The sequence below is a fragment of the Bartonella sp. AU55XJBT genome (genome assembly GCF_028618525.1).
The window spans coordinates 56,825-73,747 of sequence record NZ_JAQITC010000010.1; the positions used below are offsets into that span (position 1 = coordinate 56,825).

General features: G+C 38.8%; 16 protein-coding genes. 13 read left to right on the forward strand and 3 right to left on the reverse strand.

The genetic code is table 11. From position 1 onward, the window contains the following. Position 1: 1 nt before the first annotated feature. Entirely contained in the window at positions 2-928 is a 927-nt protein-coding gene (locus PVV70_RS06390) for a sulfite exporter TauE/SafE family protein (protein ID WP_273758480.1), read from the reverse strand. A gap of 179 nt (positions 929-1,107) precedes the next feature. Beyond that, positions 1,108-1,959: a hypothetical protein gene (locus PVV70_RS06395; RefSeq protein WP_273758440.1), complete on the reverse strand. Its 852-nt coding sequence runs from the start codon at positions 1,957-1,959 to the stop codon at positions 1,108-1,110. Between the two features lie 531 nt (positions 1,960-2,490). On the opposite strand from PVV70_RS06395, the gene PVV70_RS06400 reads away from it, so the two are divergent. From PVV70_RS06400 to PVV70_RS06430, 7 genes are all read left to right on the forward strand, one after another. After that, entirely contained in the window at positions 2,491-3,237 is a 747-nt protein-coding gene (locus PVV70_RS06400) for an electron transfer flavoprotein subunit beta/FixA family protein (RefSeq protein WP_273758441.1), read from the forward strand. Between the two features lie 46 nt (positions 3,238-3,283). Then, on the forward strand, positions 3,284-4,204 hold the full coding sequence (locus tag PVV70_RS06405) for an electron transfer flavoprotein subunit alpha/FixB family protein (RefSeq protein ID WP_273758442.1): 921 nt from the start codon (positions 3,284-3,286) through the stop codon (positions 4,202-4,204). Between the two features lie 3 nt (positions 4,205-4,207). Then, the gene (locus PVV70_RS06410; RefSeq protein ID WP_273758443.1) at positions 4,208-5,869 is read left to right on the forward strand and encodes an electron transfer flavoprotein-ubiquinone oxidoreductase; all 1,662 of its coding nucleotides are present in this window, start codon (positions 4,208-4,210) and stop codon (positions 5,867-5,869) included. Positions 5,870-6,157: 288 nt separating this feature from the next. Then, positions 6,158-7,048, forward strand: a complete 891-nt coding sequence (gene rsmI / locus PVV70_RS06415; protein WP_273758444.1) for a 16S rRNA (cytidine(1402)-2'-O)-methyltransferase — start codon at positions 6,158-6,160, stop codon at positions 7,046-7,048. Between the two features lie 16 nt (positions 7,049-7,064). Next, positions 7,065-7,433, forward strand: coding sequence for a YraN family protein (locus PVV70_RS06420; RefSeq protein ID WP_273758481.1), 369 nt, complete (start codon positions 7,065-7,067; stop codon positions 7,431-7,433). 103 nt (positions 7,434-7,536) lie between these two features. Continuing rightward, positions 7,537-7,782, forward strand: a complete 246-nt coding sequence (locus PVV70_RS06425; protein WP_144753644.1) for a hypothetical protein — start codon at positions 7,537-7,539, stop codon at positions 7,780-7,782. Positions 7,783-7,837: 55 nt separating this feature from the next. Then, positions 7,838-8,629, forward strand: a complete 792-nt coding sequence (locus tag PVV70_RS06430) for a pyrroline-5-carboxylate reductase (protein ID WP_273758445.1) — start codon at positions 7,838-7,840, stop codon at positions 8,627-8,629. Between the two features lie 769 nt (positions 8,630-9,398). On the opposite strand, the gene PVV70_RS06435 is transcribed toward PVV70_RS06430, so the two are convergent. Beyond that, complete coding sequence (locus PVV70_RS06435; RefSeq protein ID WP_273758446.1) at positions 9,399-10,460, reverse strand: Mrp/NBP35 family ATP-binding protein; 1,062 nt, start codon at positions 10,458-10,460, stop codon at positions 9,399-9,401. Positions 10,461-11,050: 590 nt separating this feature from the next. On the opposite strand from PVV70_RS06435, the gene rpmH reads away from it, so the two are divergent. From rpmH to dapB, 6 genes are all read left to right on the forward strand, one after another. Continuing rightward, positions 11,051-11,185: a 50S ribosomal protein L34 gene (gene rpmH, locus PVV70_RS06440; RefSeq protein WP_005864709.1), complete on the forward strand. Its 135-nt coding sequence runs from the start codon at positions 11,051-11,053 to the stop codon at positions 11,183-11,185. Between the two features lie 119 nt (positions 11,186-11,304). Then, positions 11,305-11,697, forward strand: a complete 393-nt coding sequence (gene rnpA, locus PVV70_RS06445; protein WP_273758447.1) for a ribonuclease P protein component — start codon at positions 11,305-11,307, stop codon at positions 11,695-11,697. Next, on the forward strand, positions 11,687-13,549 hold the full coding sequence (gene yidC / locus PVV70_RS06450) for a membrane protein insertase YidC (RefSeq protein WP_273758448.1): 1,863 nt from the start codon (positions 11,687-11,689) through the stop codon (positions 13,547-13,549). Before rnpA ends, yidC begins: the two co-directional genes overlap by 11 nt. Further along, positions 13,546-14,190 (forward strand): ribosome biogenesis GTP-binding protein YihA/YsxC, encoded by a 645-nt coding sequence (gene yihA, locus PVV70_RS06455; RefSeq protein WP_273758449.1) that lies wholly within the window; start codon positions 13,546-13,548, stop codon positions 14,188-14,190. Before yidC ends, yihA begins: the two co-directional genes overlap by 4 nt. Positions 14,191-14,330: 140 nt before the next feature. Next, on the forward strand, positions 14,331-15,023 hold the full coding sequence (locus PVV70_RS06460) for a glutathione S-transferase family protein (RefSeq protein WP_273758450.1): 693 nt from the start codon (positions 14,331-14,333) through the stop codon (positions 15,021-15,023). Positions 15,024-16,095: 1,072 nt separating this feature from the next. Beyond that, positions 16,096-16,908, forward strand: coding sequence for a 4-hydroxy-tetrahydrodipicolinate reductase (gene dapB / locus PVV70_RS06465; protein ID WP_273758451.1), 813 nt, complete (start codon positions 16,096-16,098; stop codon positions 16,906-16,908). The last annotated feature ends 15 nt before the right edge of the window (positions 16,909-16,923 follow it).

Here is a 16,923-nt window from a genome sequence, read left to right on the forward strand (position 1 = left end):
TTTATCTCATAAGAATATCCAGAGAGAAAAGATTATCAGGGCGTATAAATAATTGAAAAGCAAGACGCATACACACAATCAACACCAAACACGCAAGGGCCATACGCAATTGTTCAGCCTTTAACTTCCGTCCAGCCCGTGTTCCATATTGTGCACCAATACTTCCTCCAAGCATTAACAAAAAAGCCAAGACAATATCAACGGACTGATGAGTCATACTTTGCAAAACTGTCGTGAAAGAAGACACAAATGTAATCTGAAAAAGTGAAGTCCCTATCACAACATTGGTTGGAACACGCAGAAGGTAAATCAATGCAGGGATCATAAAAAATCCCCCACCAATTCCCATAATAGAAGACAACAACCCAACAATAAGACCAATCCCTAACACTGGAATAATGCTGACATAGATCATAGAAGCTCGGAAACGCATTTTTAACGGTAAGCGATGAATCCAGTTATGTCGATGTCGACTTGCAAGACGAACATTGGCTTTTCCTAACCTACGCTTGCGCCTCATATCATACCAGCTTTCAACAATCATCAAGCTTCCTATACTTCCAAGAAGAATCACATAAAGAAGCGAAATCATAAGATCTAATTGACCTAACTTTTTCAAAACAGAAAAAATCTGAATCCCAATTAATGAACCACCCCCTCCTCCCATGGCCAAAATAATGCCAAGCTTGATATCAAGAGTCCGTCGTCTAAAATGTGTAATAGCCCCCGTTACAGATGATGCAATCATCTGGTTGGCCCCTGTTCCAACAGCAATAGCAGGAGGAATATTATAAAAAATCAATAAAGGCGTAATGAGGAAACCACCACCAATGCCAAAAAGTCCTGAAAAAAAACCAGCAACGACTCCCATACCAATCAAGATCAGCATATTGAGTGACATTTCAGCAATTGGCAAATAAATACTCACTGGCAGAACCTTTAAGATAATTTGAGGCTTTTTAGCAATTGGAGAGTCTTTCTCCAACTCTCCTCTTTTCCAATAATCTCTGTTGCGTGTTTAAAAGGATAATTTCAATTGCCATAGCTTTCGCACAATTTATGAATGCGTAATACATTTCACATCTATTAACATCAACAGCGTAAAAACTAAAAAAAACGAGCTCCTTTTAAAAAGCTATAAAAACATAACGTTATCGCACCCATAAATGCAACGGTTAAAAAACAAAGGGCTCTTTTTTTTAACCAATAAGATAAAAAAGAGACATGTCTGCGGGACTGCACCTTTAAGGCAGGGGAAAAATCATTCTCAGTGCAATGATGAGGTACTGAACAATGGTTAGATGCTGGAACTCCTATACCTTTTTCTTCTATCACAGTATGCTCCGCTGCTCCTTCAGTCTTTTTAAAAGAAGACTTCAGAGCATCACTTGGAAAAAGTGCATCATTGGGTAGAGAGCTTTTATTTTCTTGCTGCAACGCATTTTCAGCATTTATTTGGAGTGGCGTTAAACTGTTTTGTCCTGAAAAACTTTGCGCCTTTTGAAGGAATAAGCGTTCTTGATTTCTCTCACATTCCATATGAGCAAGTTTCTGCACAACGGAATCAGATAATTTTGAATGAGGCATCCGTCGTGTTGCAGCCTCTTCTAAGCTTTTTTTTTCACTCTGTAAACTTTGAACAAGTGTTTTAATCTGCTCTAAAGACTCAAAAAGTCTTTTTTCCCTTTGGCGACGAATATAATATTCAGCCAAAATGGCTCGGCTAATGTCATCTAAGTAAGATTTAAAATGTTCTTCGACAGTCCCCTGCGGATTCAAAGGACGAGGTAAATGCTTCATTTGCATTTGTTCATAAACAGTGCGTAATTTTTGAGCAATATCCGACATTGTTACTTCCACAGGCGTATCCACTCTCCCCTTCTGCTTAATAAAAAAAGAAGGCTGATCACTCCGAACCTGATTGGCAACCTGGTCGATCGTATGACCCTTCGTATTCACAAATGCCTACCCCTCATTAACTTTTTTGAAAAGAATCGAAAGAAATGATGAGAAAGAGTACTCTATTTTAGTAAATAGAGCTTTAAGAACTCCCAATTTTTTGCCAATTTTTTTGTTAGAAATATTTTTTCCAATCTTTATCTAAAATATTTGTCTAATATTGATCCCCAATATTTGAAAGAAAGGTCTTTAATTTTTCTTCCCTCAAAATTTGAAACGTAAAATCATGCCCCCATTTTTATTTTTTCACTTATTTTTCATCGTATAAAGTCCCTATTGCACCATCATAAAAAAAGCCTATGAAATGAAAAAAGAATATTCTCACAAGAGAGATTGATTTTTTTACTTTTTATTCAAGCAAATAAGGCAATTATAAAAATGCAAAAGAAATGACGACGAGAAAGTACACGTAAACATAAAAAAACTTATATGAAAGAGAACATAAGTTATAAATGAGACTTCATTCTAAACAATTTGGTTTCTTATGCGTATTGCTATAAACTTGTGACCAGACAAACAAAGAGGATCATCATGAAGATAATTGTCGCTGTCAAACGTGTTGTTGATTATAATATCAAGATACGCGTCAAACCCGATAATACAGGCGTTGATCTGTCTCACGTAAAAATGTCTATGAATCCTTTTGACGAGATAGCCGTTGAGGAGGCAATTCGCCAAAAAGAATCTGGTAAAATTTCAGAAGTTGTTCTTGTTTCAATTGGACCAGAAGCAGCCCAAGAAACTTTACGAACAGGACTTGCCATGGGAGCTGATCGCGCACTTCTTGTCACAACAGATGAAACACTTGAACCCTTAAGCGTCGCTAAGGTTCTCAAAGCCATTGTTGATGAAGAAAAACCCGATATGGTCTTTTTAGGAAAACAAGCAATTGATGATGATAACAACCAAACGGGACAAATGCTTGCCGCTCTTCTTGGTTGGGGACAGGCAACTTTTGCCTCACATCTTAACATAGAAAATGGGCATGCTACCGTTACGCGTGAGGTTGATAATGGAACACAAACCCTTTGCCTTCCCCTTCCCATGGTTATGACAACCGATCTACGGCTCAATGAGCCACGTTACACCTCTCTCCCCAATATCATGAAAGCAAAAAAGAAAAACATTGAACAAAAAGCTCTTGCTGATCTTGGCATCGATACGAAAGCACGCCTAACAATTTTAAGTGTTGAAGAGCCCAAACCCCGTCAATCTGGGATTAAAGTTGCTAATGTGGTAGAGCTTATCAGCGCACTAAAACAAAAAAACTGCATTTAATATTCTCTAGAGTAAAAGCAATACTCACATAAAAGGGTAAAAATTTATGGCAATTCTTTTATTAGCCGATCATCATACAGAAGAAACCGCAAAAGCACTCACCGCTGCGCACGCACTCAAGAGCGATATCGATATTTTAGTTTGTGGAGAAAACATTCAAACGATAGCAGAAAAGAGTGCTAAACTTAATGGTGTGCGGCAAGTTCTTATTGCTGACGCTGATTATTTAGCCCATCAACTTGCCGAGCCTATAGCCGATACAATTATCACATTAGCCAATGATTATGATGTGATCATGGCGCCATCCAGCAGTACTGGAAAAAATGTGATGCCGCGCGTAGCTGCCCTTCTTGATCTTATGCAAATTTCAGATATTACCGCCGTTCTTTCACCCGATACCTTCAAACGACCCATTTATGCAGGCAATGCAGTTGAAACTATCCGCAGCCATGATCACACAAAGATTATCACCGTTCGCACAGCCTCTTTCACACAAACGCCTTCCCAAAATAATTCTGCACCCATTAAAACAATAACACCAGCGCCCAATCCCAATCTTTCTTCTTTTGTAAGAGTAGAAACCAACAAAAGTGATCGTCCTGATCTTACCTCTGCACGTGTTATTATCTCAGGCGGGCGTGGTCTTGGTTCACAAGAACAATTTATGACCCTTCTTCTTCCCCTTGCAAACAAATTAAATGCTGCTTTAGGGGCCAGCCGCGCAGCAGTTGACGCAGGTTATGCTCCTAATGATTGGCAAATTGGACAAACAGGAAAAGTCGTTGCCCCTAAACTCTATATCGCTGTTGGCATTTCCGGTGCAATCCAGCATTTAGCCGGTATAATGGATGCACAAATTATTGTTGCCATTAACAAAGATGAAGAAGCACCCATCATGCAAATTGCCGATTACGCCCTTGTCGGTGATCTCCACCAAATTATTCCAGAATTGGAGAAAGCTTTATAAGCCATGAAAGCACCTCTGCATGACCAGCGTGAAAGTATGGAGTTTGACATCGTCATTGTCGGAGCAGGTCCTGCAGGGCTTTCCGCTGCAATTCGTCTGAAACAAATTAATCCTGAACTTTCTGTCACAATTGTTGAAAAAGGGACTGAAGTTGGAGCCCATATTCTCTCTGGCGCCGTTGTTGATCCCATCGGTATTGATACACTCCTACCGGAATGGAGAAGTGACCACGACCATCCCTTCACAACCCCTGTTACCCGTGACCAGTTTTTTTTTCTAAAACCTCACAAAGCGACACGATTGCCCAATATCTTGCACCCCAAAATCTTATCCAATGACGGGTGTTATATCGTTTCACTTGGGAATGTTTGCCGCTGGCTAAGCAAAAAAGCCGAAGCACTAGGTGTAGAAATTTATCCAGGTTTTGCCGCAACAGAGACCATCCAGAATGAGAACGGAGCCATCATTGGTGTCCTCACGGGGGATATGGGACGTAATAAAGATGGAACTCCTGGAAAAAATTATATGCCTGGTATGGCATTATTGGCAAAATATACACTAATTGCGGAAGGCGCACGCGGCTCCATTGCAAAACGACTGATACAAACGTTCAACCTTAGCAAGAATCGTGAACCCCAAAAGTTTGGTCTTGGTCTCAAAGAGCTCTGGGAAATTAAACCGCAAAAACACCAACGCGGTTTAGTTCAACATTTCACCGGTTGGCCCTTAGACAGTCATACCGGTGGAGGTGGTTTTCTTTATCACCAAGAAAACAATATCATTTCTATCGGTTTTGTTGTGCACTTAGATTACAAAAACCCTTATCTTTCTCCTTTTGAAGAATTTCAACGTTTTAAAACACATCCAAAACTCTATGAAACCTTCAAAGGTGCAAAGCGTCTTTCCTATGGTGCCCGTGTTATCAGTGAAGGAGGGTGGCAATCTGTACCAAAGCTCACCTTTCCTGGTGGCGCGCTTATTGGCTGTTCTGCTGGCTTTGTCAATGTTCCTCGTATCAAAGGATCACACAATGCCATCTTATCAGGCATATTAGCCGCCGATAAAATTGCTACCGCTCTTGCACAAGGACGTACCCATGATGAGGTCAAAGAAATCGAAGAACAATGGCGAAAAGGACCCATTGGCAAAGATCTTTATAAAGTGCGAAATGCCAAACCGCTATGGGCAAAATATGGGACAAAATATGGAATTAAACTTGCCGGTTTTGATATGTGGTGGCAACAACTGTTTGGATTTTCCTTATTTAAAACACTCTCCCATGGCAAGGAAGATTATGCTTGTCTTGAACCAGCAGAAAAATTTCACCCCATTGCTTACCCAAAGCCCGATGGTATTATAACTTTTGACCGCCTTACAAGTGTTGCCCTTTCCAATACGCACCATGAAGAAAATCAACCTTGTCATTTAAAAATAGCCTCGTTGGAAAAACAAAAGGACTCCGAATATGCAATCTATGGAGGACCTTCTACACGCTATTGCCCCGCCGCTGTCTACGAATGGCTAGAGTCTCATGATCATCTAACGTATAGGATCAACGCTTCAAATTGCATACATTGTAAAACGTGCGACCTCAAAGATCCAAACCAAAACATCATTTGGACCTGTCCACAAGGCAGCGAGGGTCCCTTCTACCCCAATATGTAACCTCTCCCCAATATCATCATTATTCATTCTCCTAAAATTGAAATAGACAAAACGCAATGAATCAAAATATTTCCCTTAAGATCAGAAATCTATCAATCACCTTCATGCATAAGATCTTTCACGATACAAAAAGTTATCCTCTTGTGAAGTGATCAACTATTTCGCAAGGAGGCACGAGCAAATAAGCCGTTGTAATGATAAAAATGTGCTGGTAAAAAGTGAGCAAAAATAACTTATGAGTACGGATAATATCTTGTAGTAAGGGGAATTTGATGAAGAGAAAAGAGCATGTGTGAGAATGCATATTTTATAGGTGCGCATGCTTATTCGTCCCCCATCATAGAGCCAGGGCTTTATCTTGTAGCAACGCCTATTGGAAATCTTGCAGATATTACGCTTCGTGCTTTGCAAGTGCTGGCAGGCGTTGATATTTTAGCGTGTGAGGATACGCGAGTAACACGTGTTTTGTTGCAACGTTACGGTATTCAAAAAAAAGCTTTTCTCTATCATGAATATAATGCGCAAAAAGCAGGTCCAAAGCTCTTAACGGCTTTAGCGGAAAATAAAACGATAGCACTTGTTTCAGATGCGGGAACACCGCTTATTTCTGATCCTGGATTTCGATTAGTCGAAGCAGCCCGTAAGGAAGGTCATAAAATTATTCCGATCCCTGGAGCATCAGCTCTTTTAGCAGCTCTGATACCAACAGGGCTTCCTACAGATAGCTTTTTCTTTGCAGGTTTTTTAAGTGCACGCAAAGCGCAGCGTCAAAAACGATTAGAACAATTAAAAGAGATTCCAGCGACTTTGATTTTTTATGAATCACCGCATCGTCTTATTGAAACTTTACAAGATATGGTCACTCTTTTTTCGGCGGATAGACCTGCTGCCATTTGTCGTGAATTAACAAAAAAGTTTGAAACTGTAGACGTTTCTAATTTGGGAAGTTTGTTGGAAAGTTATAAAAAACAGACACAGATTCGTGGGGAAATTGTTGTGCTTGTTGGAGAATCATCATCGCCTTTTTTAAATGTAATAAGTGATCAAGAAGTTGATGAAATGTTATTAGAACACGCACAGACACATTCCACGGCTCAAGCCGCAGCTTTGGTTGCAAAAAAGACTGGGTTTAAAAAGCAGGAACTTTTTCAGCGGTTAATTTTTCTAAAAAATATGTAAAATAATGCGTAAGATGATACAAAAAAGACAGAGACAAAAATCTTTTTATCGGGGAGTTCGTGCAGAAAAATTGGCCGCTTGGTGGTTGCGTTTCAAAGGATTCCACATAGCCGAAATGCGTTTTAAAACAAAGTGTGGAGAAATTGATTTAATTGCACGACGTGGAAATCTTGTGTTAATTGTTGAAGTTAAAGCACGTTCAACGCTGGTAGAAGCAATGGAAGCGGTTTCCCATATGAATGAAAGGCGAATTGAGGCAGCAGCCGATATTTGGCTCGCACGACAAAAAGATTATGCCCTTTTGTCTGTACGCTTTGATTTGATAGCAATTTTACCTTGGCGCTTGCCACAACATATCCCAGCATTTTTTACCTCTGATCAATAAGATGCGAATCACGTTTTAACCATACTCAATAAAAAACATTTCGCCTTTATGTGTATATGCGTTAAAAAGTCTATAACCGTTTGAGCGCTATAAGGAGCGAAATATGGATGATTATGAAAAGTTTGCAACAGGTTTGCTCATTGTTTTTGGAGCGCTGATTATTGGTGGTTTAATGGCAATGCATATTGTACTGATGAATAAACCAGGTTTTTTATTTGCATTAGCTGCAGCTGTTGTTGGTTGGTTTTCTGCTTTTGCTGTTCTATTTGACAAGCCAAAAATCTATTTGGGGTTGATTATTCTTGCAATGCTCTGCGTTGCTTCTTCAATTAGCATTTATGTTAGTTAAAACATCTAAGCTGTTGATTGAGATTCATTTAAAAATGCAAAACTGAGGAATAAAAATGAAACTTGGTTTTTTGGGAACAGGCACAATCAGCGCTTCAATGATTGAGGGACTCATGACAAGCGCCTTTAATGTTTCTTCCATTATTGTTTCACCGCGCAATACACAAACAGCAGAGCGTCTTTCACGCACTTATGATAAGGTTATGATTGCTGAAAATAACCAAGCGTTGCTCGATGTGAGTGATTGTGTTTTTCTTTGTTTGCCCAACCAAATTGCAGAAGACGTTTTGCGCTCTCTTCGTTTTCGTCCAGAACAGTTGGTTATTTCCGTTCTCGCTATGGCAAAAGCAGCAGAAGTGGAAGAGTGGATCAACCATAAAGTTTATCGTGCTGTTCCGTTACCTTTTGTTGCAGAGTGTAAAAATTTGACACCCATTTATCCCGATCATCCCTTTTTACGCACCTTATTTGATACATTGGGGGGCACATTGGTGCTAGAGAAGGAAGAACAGTTTAATCTTTTTATGACAGCAGGCTCTCTTATGGGCGTGTATTTTAATTTTATAGAAACAGCTCATCAATGGTTTATAACACAGGGGTTGAAAAAACAGCAATCAGCAGAGTTTCTTACCATGATGTTTGGAAATCTTACGGATGAAATGCGTAAAATTATAGCAACGGATCATTCTACCTCTCTTAATTTTGCACTGCTTGAAAAAGAGTTTTCAACAAAGGGAGGAACAAATGAATTTTTGTCAAATTATTTTTCTCATCAAGGAGGAAGAAGAGCTTTAACAACGGCTCTTGAAGCGACTTTACAAAAAATGAACACTTCTAAAAAAACTTAACCAACATTTTTTCTCATCTCAAAGATGAGAGTTATGAATCAATTAATTTAGCTTTTTGTGAACATGAATTGATAAAATTGTCTGCTATAGATCCAAGAGCAAGACAAATGGGCTTTTTAAATGTCTATCCCTTTAATTTATCCCTTCATTTAATTAACATGAATAGAAATAAATCTTTTTGACTAATCTTCAAGATACTTTTATAGCACCAAATTGCTTATAGAAAGATAATTTATCCTTTAACATTTGAATGAAAATACTGACGAAATCTTTTCCCGCTTTACTTTCTTTTATCATGAAATAAAAAATGTTTGTTTATTAAAAGAAGAAACAACATTGAGAAAGAAAAGAGTATAATGGGTATGATTTATCTCTTTTATTTAAGTAAAAATGATATGAGATCTATACAACACTCCATAAAAGTTTTTACGTTATACCCTTCACAGGCACTCTCATGAAATAGATGAAACGCTATTGGGAAGTATTCTCTTTTAAAACAAGCGCTTGCATAAGAAACATACATGTACTCTTGAAAATTTTGGCGTAAAAAGCATATCCTAATAAAAACAACGAAAAATGAAAACGTGAAAGAATGCATCATCTCCACTTTTTTAAAAATCTTTCTTTCAATGCTTTTGAACATAGAAAAACCGAATAAAAAGATGATGATAGAAGATCATTTTCTCCGGATATCTCCCTTACAAAGGAGCAACTATTTTTATATCTTTCATCGTTATGTTTTAGCAAACTTTCTTAAACAAACATACATTCAAAAGAACTTATTTTTTATTTGATCAACAATTGTACGATACAGTTGAGCATGTTCGCCATCAGGCTGAGCAACAAAAATAGGGACCCCCTCATCTGAAGAAAATCGTAAAGCTGCATCAAGCGGTATTTCCGCTAAGAACGGGACCTCTCGACGTTCCGCTTCTCCTCGTGCTCCACCATAACCAAAAATATCGTAGCGTTTTCCTGTATCAGGAGCGATAAAATAACTCATATTCTCAATCAGTCCTAAAATAGGAACATTGACTTTCATGAACATTTCTATCGCTTTACGTGCATCAACTAAAGCAAGATCCTGGGGCGTAGAAACAACCAACGCCCCCGTTAATTGTACCTGCTGTGCAAGCGTTAGTTGTGCATCCCCTGTACCTGGTGGCATATCCACGACTAAAACGTCCAAAGGTCCCCATACAACATCTCGTAACAATTGCGTTACAGCAGCCATAACCATAGGACCACGCCATACCACGGGCTTTTCTTCCTCAACCAAAAAGCCCATTGACATTAATTTAAGACTGAATTTTTCAAGAGGTTGAATCTTTTTTCCTCCCATGAGCTGTGGTTTTTGGTTAACAAGTCCTGTCAAACGTGGCAAAGATGGACCATAGATATCTGCATCCATCACCCCTGTTTTGAAACCTGAATCTTGTAAAGCTAAGGCGATATTGATCGCCATCGTCGATTTTCCCACTCCTCCTTTTCCAGAAGCAACAGCCATGACATGACGCACACCTTCTACGGGCATTTTCACAGGCAAGAGATTCGCTCTACGTCGAGGCGTTCCCTTTGTTGTTTTTTCTGCTGTAAGCGTGACAACAACAGATTTCACTCCTTCCAAAGCACAGACCAACTCTTCAGCAGAACGGCGCAATGCTTCCCATTCTTGCACACGTCCATCAGGAACTGTAATGGAAAAGAAAACCTTGCCATCAGCAATTAATATTTCTGAAAGAAGCCCCAACGATACAATATCGCTTTCAAGACCTGGTCCTGTAACTTTACGTAACACGTTGCGGACAGCCTCACTTGTGATAGGATCCACGCTCTTTCCTCTCTATAAAATACCAACAAATACAAGCATACGAACGAAAAATACTGACAGGTCGATCACCTAACATTTTCTACTTTAGTTAAGAGTTACAAAGTATAAATGACTTACATTTTATCTCTTCAAAAACACAAAACCACCCTATAAATAAAAAACTCAGGCATAAAATCTGCTATTAAAAGACTATCAATCACGTTTGTGCGCTAACACTTTAATAAATATTTTGATAAGGATTTTATAAAACACAAAACTTGAGAAAAACTCGTAATATCAAAGTATTTTTTTAATTGAGCATACAATAATCTGTCACGCGTTCTTTAAGTCTTTAACGTTCTTGTCATTCATTTTCTGTAGACTCAATCGTTATTTTCTGACATTTTCAAATTATCATAAAAAAAGTGTCATAAACAGTTATAAGGTGTTTTATATTTTTTCAAGCGTAAGAAAAACAATCTGAGATTGACTTTTTTCATATTTTTTCTTATGGGTTAACAGCTGTCTGATAGAATAAAATTGTTCATCACGCGCAGAACTGCTCATAAAACGAAGATTAAGAAGGGCCGCACGCCGCGGTATTTAAATAAATGAAACGTACGTACCAACCCTCTAAACTTGTCCGTAAACGCCGCCATGGATTTCGTGCACGCATGGCTACAGCTGGCGGACGTAAAGTTATTGCTGCAAGACGTGCTCGTGGACGTAAGCGGCTCTCTGCTTAACCATTTAAATTTTCACAACCGTTGAGGACTACTCATTATTTCTTCGTTGTGAAGCTTTTGTTATGAACCTCTAATGCTTGGTCAGCCAATCATTTAGTGAAATTGCGAGATGTTCTTTTATGAAGAAAAAACATCCCTGCCGCATTCGCAAAAGAGCAGACTTTTTGGCTGTTCGTACAGGAGAGAAACGTCGTGGTCCTTTATTTTTACTCGAAGTTAAATCTCGTGAACAAACAACAGAAAGAAAATCTTCTCTTGTTGCGCGTGTAGGCTTCACTGTTACCCGTAAAAACGGTAATGCTGTAAAACGTAATCGTATCAAAAGGCGTTTGCGTGAAGCCGTGAGAGTTGGTGTAACAAATCACATGGAAGCAGGGACTGACTATGTCATTGTAGCGTATCGTGACGCATTACATGTGCCTTTCACATCTTTAATTAGTGAATTAAATCGGCGAATAAAACCAAAAACAAAACATCAGCAACGACAACAAGGGAATACGAATGGAATATAACCGCAATTTCTTTATCGCTATTGGCTTATCTTTCGTAGTGCTCATCGCATGGCAGTTTCTTCATGTTGCTCCCAGACAAGCAAAGTTACAAAAACAACAAGTCATCGCACAACAACAGCAATTATCAAAACAACAGTCAGCCCTTTCTACGACCACGACAAATTCTTCTGAGGATCCCTCAACGCATCAAGCAACATCGATCATCGAACACTTAATGACTCCTGAAATCCGGAAAGCTGTATTAGCCAAAACAGAGCGTGTCGCGATCAAAACCAATGAACTGGAAGGCTCTATTAATCTTGTTGGTGCAAAATTTGATGATCTTCACCTCAAGAGATATCGTGTAACCGTCGATAAAAAATCACCGGAAATCGATTTGCTGAATCCTAAAGGATTTAAAACAACCTATCTTGCTGAATTTGGTTTTGCAAGTGCATCCTTGCCAGCAAAAGCTTTACCTCAATCCGATACACAGTGGCAAATAGAGGGAAACAATACAACCCTGACCCCTTCAACACCCATCACTTTAATCTATAATAACGGACAGGGGCAAATCTTCCGCCGTACCCTTTCTGTTGATGATCATTACATGTTTACCATTGAGGATTCTATTAGCAATGAAAGTGATCAACCGATTTATCTCTCATCCTATGCCCGCGTTGCACGTGCAGCACCACCAGAACATACCAATGCCACCTATTTGCTTCATGAGGGGATGATCGGTATTGCAGGGGATTCGCTCAAAACTGAAAAATATAAAACCTTAGCAGAGCTTGATCCAAATCCTGATAATGAACAAAAGAGTATGACTTTTTCCAAAGTAACAGGAGGCTGGATTGGTATTACCGATAAATATTGGGCTGTAGCGGTTATTCCCCCGCAAGATAAAGAATATACAAGCCGTTTTATTTATTTTGATCGTTTGCAAACGCATTATCAATCTGACTTGCTGGGATCACTTTTAACGATTGCCCCCAATGAAACAAAAACCGTTACAAATCGTCTCTTTGCAGGTGCAAAACAAGTTGAAATCATTAATCACTATCAAAATGACCTAAAAATCAATAAGTTTGCTCTTTTAATTGATTGGGGCTGGTTTGATTTCATCACCAAACCAATGTTTTCCCTCATTGATATTCTTTATAAACAAACAGGAAATTTTGGTATTGCCATCCTTCTTGTTACAGTGCTCTTAAAAACACTTCTTTTCCCTCTTGCCAATAAATCTTATAAATCCATGGCGCGTATGAAGCTTCTACAACCACGGTTGCTAGAAATAAAAGATAAATATCCTGATGACCGAACCAAACAACAGCAAGCAATCATAGAACTGTATAAAACCGAAAAAATTAATCCTCTTGCCGGTTGTTGGCCGATGTTGGTTCAATTTCCAATATTCTTTGCTCTTTATAAAGTTCTCTATATCACCATTGAAATGCGCCATGCACCTTTCTTTGGCTGGATTCAAGATTTAGCAGCCCCCGATCCAACGTCTCTTTTCAACTTGTTTGGTCTCTTGCCTTATACAACGCCAGCATTTCTTATGATTGGTGCATGGCCTTTGATTATGGGAATAACGATGTTTTTACAAATGCGTATGAATCCGGCTCCTCAAGATCAAACCCAAGCGATGATTTTCACATGGATGCCTGTTGTCTTTACTTTTATGCTTGCCTCTTTCCCTGTTGGTCTTGTCATCTATTGGGCGTGGAACAATATATTGTCCATCATTCAGCAAGGTATCATGATGAAACGCCAAGGAGTTAAAATTGAGCTTTTTGATAATTTGAGAGCCATGTGGAGAAAATCACCCAAAAAAGAAGTGCAAGCCCCAAAAGAAGTGCAAGAATGACAAGAGATTCTTCCCTTTCTGGAATTTTTTCTCGCAATTGGGTTTTTATTCGTGGTGTGCCAGCCATACGCTTTCTTCCCCCTGAAGGACCACCAGAAATCGCATTTGCGGGACGTTCCAATGTTGGAAAATCATCTTTAATCAACGCACTTGTCCAGCAAAAAGGCTTAGCGCGAACCTCAAATACACCAGGACGCACTCAAGAGCTGAATTATTTTGTCCCCGATGGCTTCAGTGGACAACAAGGAGACCTTCCCCCTTTCGCATTGGTAGATATGCCAGGTTATGGTTTTGCTGCTGCACCTAAAAATCTGGTTGATGCTTGGACAGATTTGATTTTTAGCTATTTACGGGGACGCACAACACTAAAGCGTGTATATCTCTTGATTGATTCACGACACGGAATCAAAAATAATGACGAAGATATTCTTGCACTCCTTGATAAGGCAGCCATTTCTTACCAAATTGTTTTGACAAAAAGCGATAAAATCACATCAAATGCTTTAGAAAAATTAATGATGACCACACAAACAAAACTTCTCAAACGTCCAGCAGCATATCCTGAGATCCTTGCAACCTCTTCAGAAAAAGCATGCGGTTTGGAAGAATTACGTGCTGCCATTTTGCAAACCATTGCATAAAAGAAAGCATTCATATTATTAACAATTTATTAAGCATAATTGCCAGCAGCTGCTAATGATCTTGTACTTCTCATCAAGCATCTTTATAAAAAGGGATGACTTGAAAGAATTCTTATCCACTCTATTTAGTTGTGTAAATTATGCTGACACTTTTTCACTCTCCCCTCTCCACTGCTTCGCGCTTCATACGCCTCATTCTTGGGGAATATGGTGTAACCACTCAACTGATTGAAGAATATGAATGGGCGAAAAGACATGAATTTCTTGCTCTCAATCCCGCCGGTCATGTTCCTGTTTTTCTTGATGAACACGAAGTGCCATTATCAGGTCCCTTTGTTATCTGTGAATATTTAGATGAAACCCATGGAAGTTTACGACAAGACAATAAACTCTTTCCGGAAAATCCTTTAGATCGTGCTGAAGTCCGACGTCTCAATGATTGGTTTTTAAATAAATTTGAAAATGAAGCAACACGCCATATTGTACGAGAACGAATTCATAAACGTGAAATGCCCCTCGCCATTGGCGGTGGCGCTCCCAATTCACAAATTTTACGCAATGCACGGGCCAATATCCCACCCCATATGAACTATCTCAATTGGCTCTGTGCCTCTCGTGATAGTTTAGTGGGTTCTTCCCTGTCCTATGCTGACCTATCAGCAGCAGCCGCTGTTTCTGTCCTTGACTTTCTAGGGGAAATTGACTGGGAACAATCCCCTGCAGCCAAAGACTGGTATATGCGGATTAAATCACGACCTTCTTTTCGTTCTCTTTTAACAGATCGTGTCCGTGGAATTGTTGCAAGTACTCACTATGCTGATCTTGATTTCTAGTCTCCTCTCACAAACACAAGTAAAAGTGATATTTTACCTAAAGGAGACTTCCCCATTTATAAATTTTTATATCTGCGTATAAAAAATACAAGAATAGATTGATTCATAATTCCATTGAACAGAAACTAAAAATCCACCATAATCTCTTATTTCAAGCCCTCTTATCATGCACCCCAAAAATCATTTTTACAAAAAGATCAGTATAGAGATAAAAATATTTAACAAAGGGTTTTAAAATCTCTTTTTAAAGACGAGAGCTGTAGCGCCATTGAAAGCTAAGAAAATAAAATAACAATACTTAATACATGTTACCCTCCATTCTTCCCAATCTATGAAAAAACGCAGTGTATAACATGCACACTATTTGCTTTTAATAAAAAAAGCACCATCATGCATTTTTACAAAATAACGATTTTTTCAACTGCTCTCTCTAAAAAATAAAGAATCCGACCAACGTCCGTGTGTCAATAATGCAACTTCTCAGACATCTTCCTGTTTCTTCTTCCTTTGATGTACTTTATTCATAGACAAAATATTGATTTAAAATGATAAATTTTAAAATTGAATCATGAATTTTAAATACTTTTCAGGCATGATCTTCCTCAATTGAATCAATTAAAATCTTTTTCTTATGCGTCATAAGGGGGGATTGGGGTGCAAAAAAATTGTATAAGAAAAGAATAAAAATACCTATGAATCATTCCAAGGTCCAAAAGCTAACAAAGCGTATGAGAGTGCCAATTTGCGCTTTTATGAAACATATTTCTTTAAGACAAGCGCATAAGTCAAGTGTATTTTATTTAAGGTGTTTATTTTATATGAAGGACGCGTCCCATAAAAGAACGAGAGAAATAAAAACGCCAAGCAATGAACAAGCCCTATTAGGCTTTTCAAGCAAGCCTCACCCTATCCATCACACACTTGAACAAAAAACATCTCTCTGTAAATTTGTAAATCTTATCCCACTTCCCCTAAACGATAAAATTTTTTCCTATAAAGAAAAAGAACGGTTGGAAAGAAGGCAAGAATTTGCCTATACTACGAGGCAGTAAAGCATCATAAGGAGATAAAAATGCGCCTTACAGTTGTTGGTGCAAATGGAAGAATGGGACGTGAACTCATTACAACAATCCGGCAGAGGAAAGATGTAGAGCTTTGTGCTGTTCTTGTACGCAAAGGCTCGCCTTTTGTAGGAAAAGATGCCAGTACCTTAATTGGTTTAGATTCTCTTGGGGTTTGTATCACAGATGATCCCGAAAAGGCTTTTTCAAACACAGAAGGGATTGTAGATTTTTCACAACCCCAAGCGAGTATTCTTTATGCTCACTATGCTGCTCAAAGAAAACTTGTCCATATTATAGGCACCACAGGATTTAGCAAAACAGAAGAAGAAAAAATTGCAGAGTTTGCGAAACATACAACAATTGTCAAATCCGGAAATATGAGCCTTGGAATAAATCTTTTAGCCAACCTTGTAAAGAAAGCAGCCAAAGCATTAGAAGCCAATGATTTTGATATCGAAATTTATGAAATGCATCACGCGAACAAAGTTGACGCCCCTTCTGGAACAGCTCTTCTTCTTGGACAAGCAGCGGCTGAAGGACGTCATGTTATGCTGCAAAATGTACGTGTCAACGAACGCAATGGCCATACAGGGAAGCGCGAAAAAGGCTCCATTGGCTTTTCTTGTTCACGGGGTGGAACAGTTATTGGCGAACACAGTGTCATTTTTGCCGGTTCCCATGAGCGCATTGTTCTTTCCCATACAGCGCAAGAACGCTCCATCTTTGCCAATGGCGCATTAAAAGCCGCTTTATGGGCAAAAAACCATGAAAATGGTCTTTATTCAATGCTCGATGTCTTGGGATTAAACGATGAATTTTAAATAATCAATAAAATA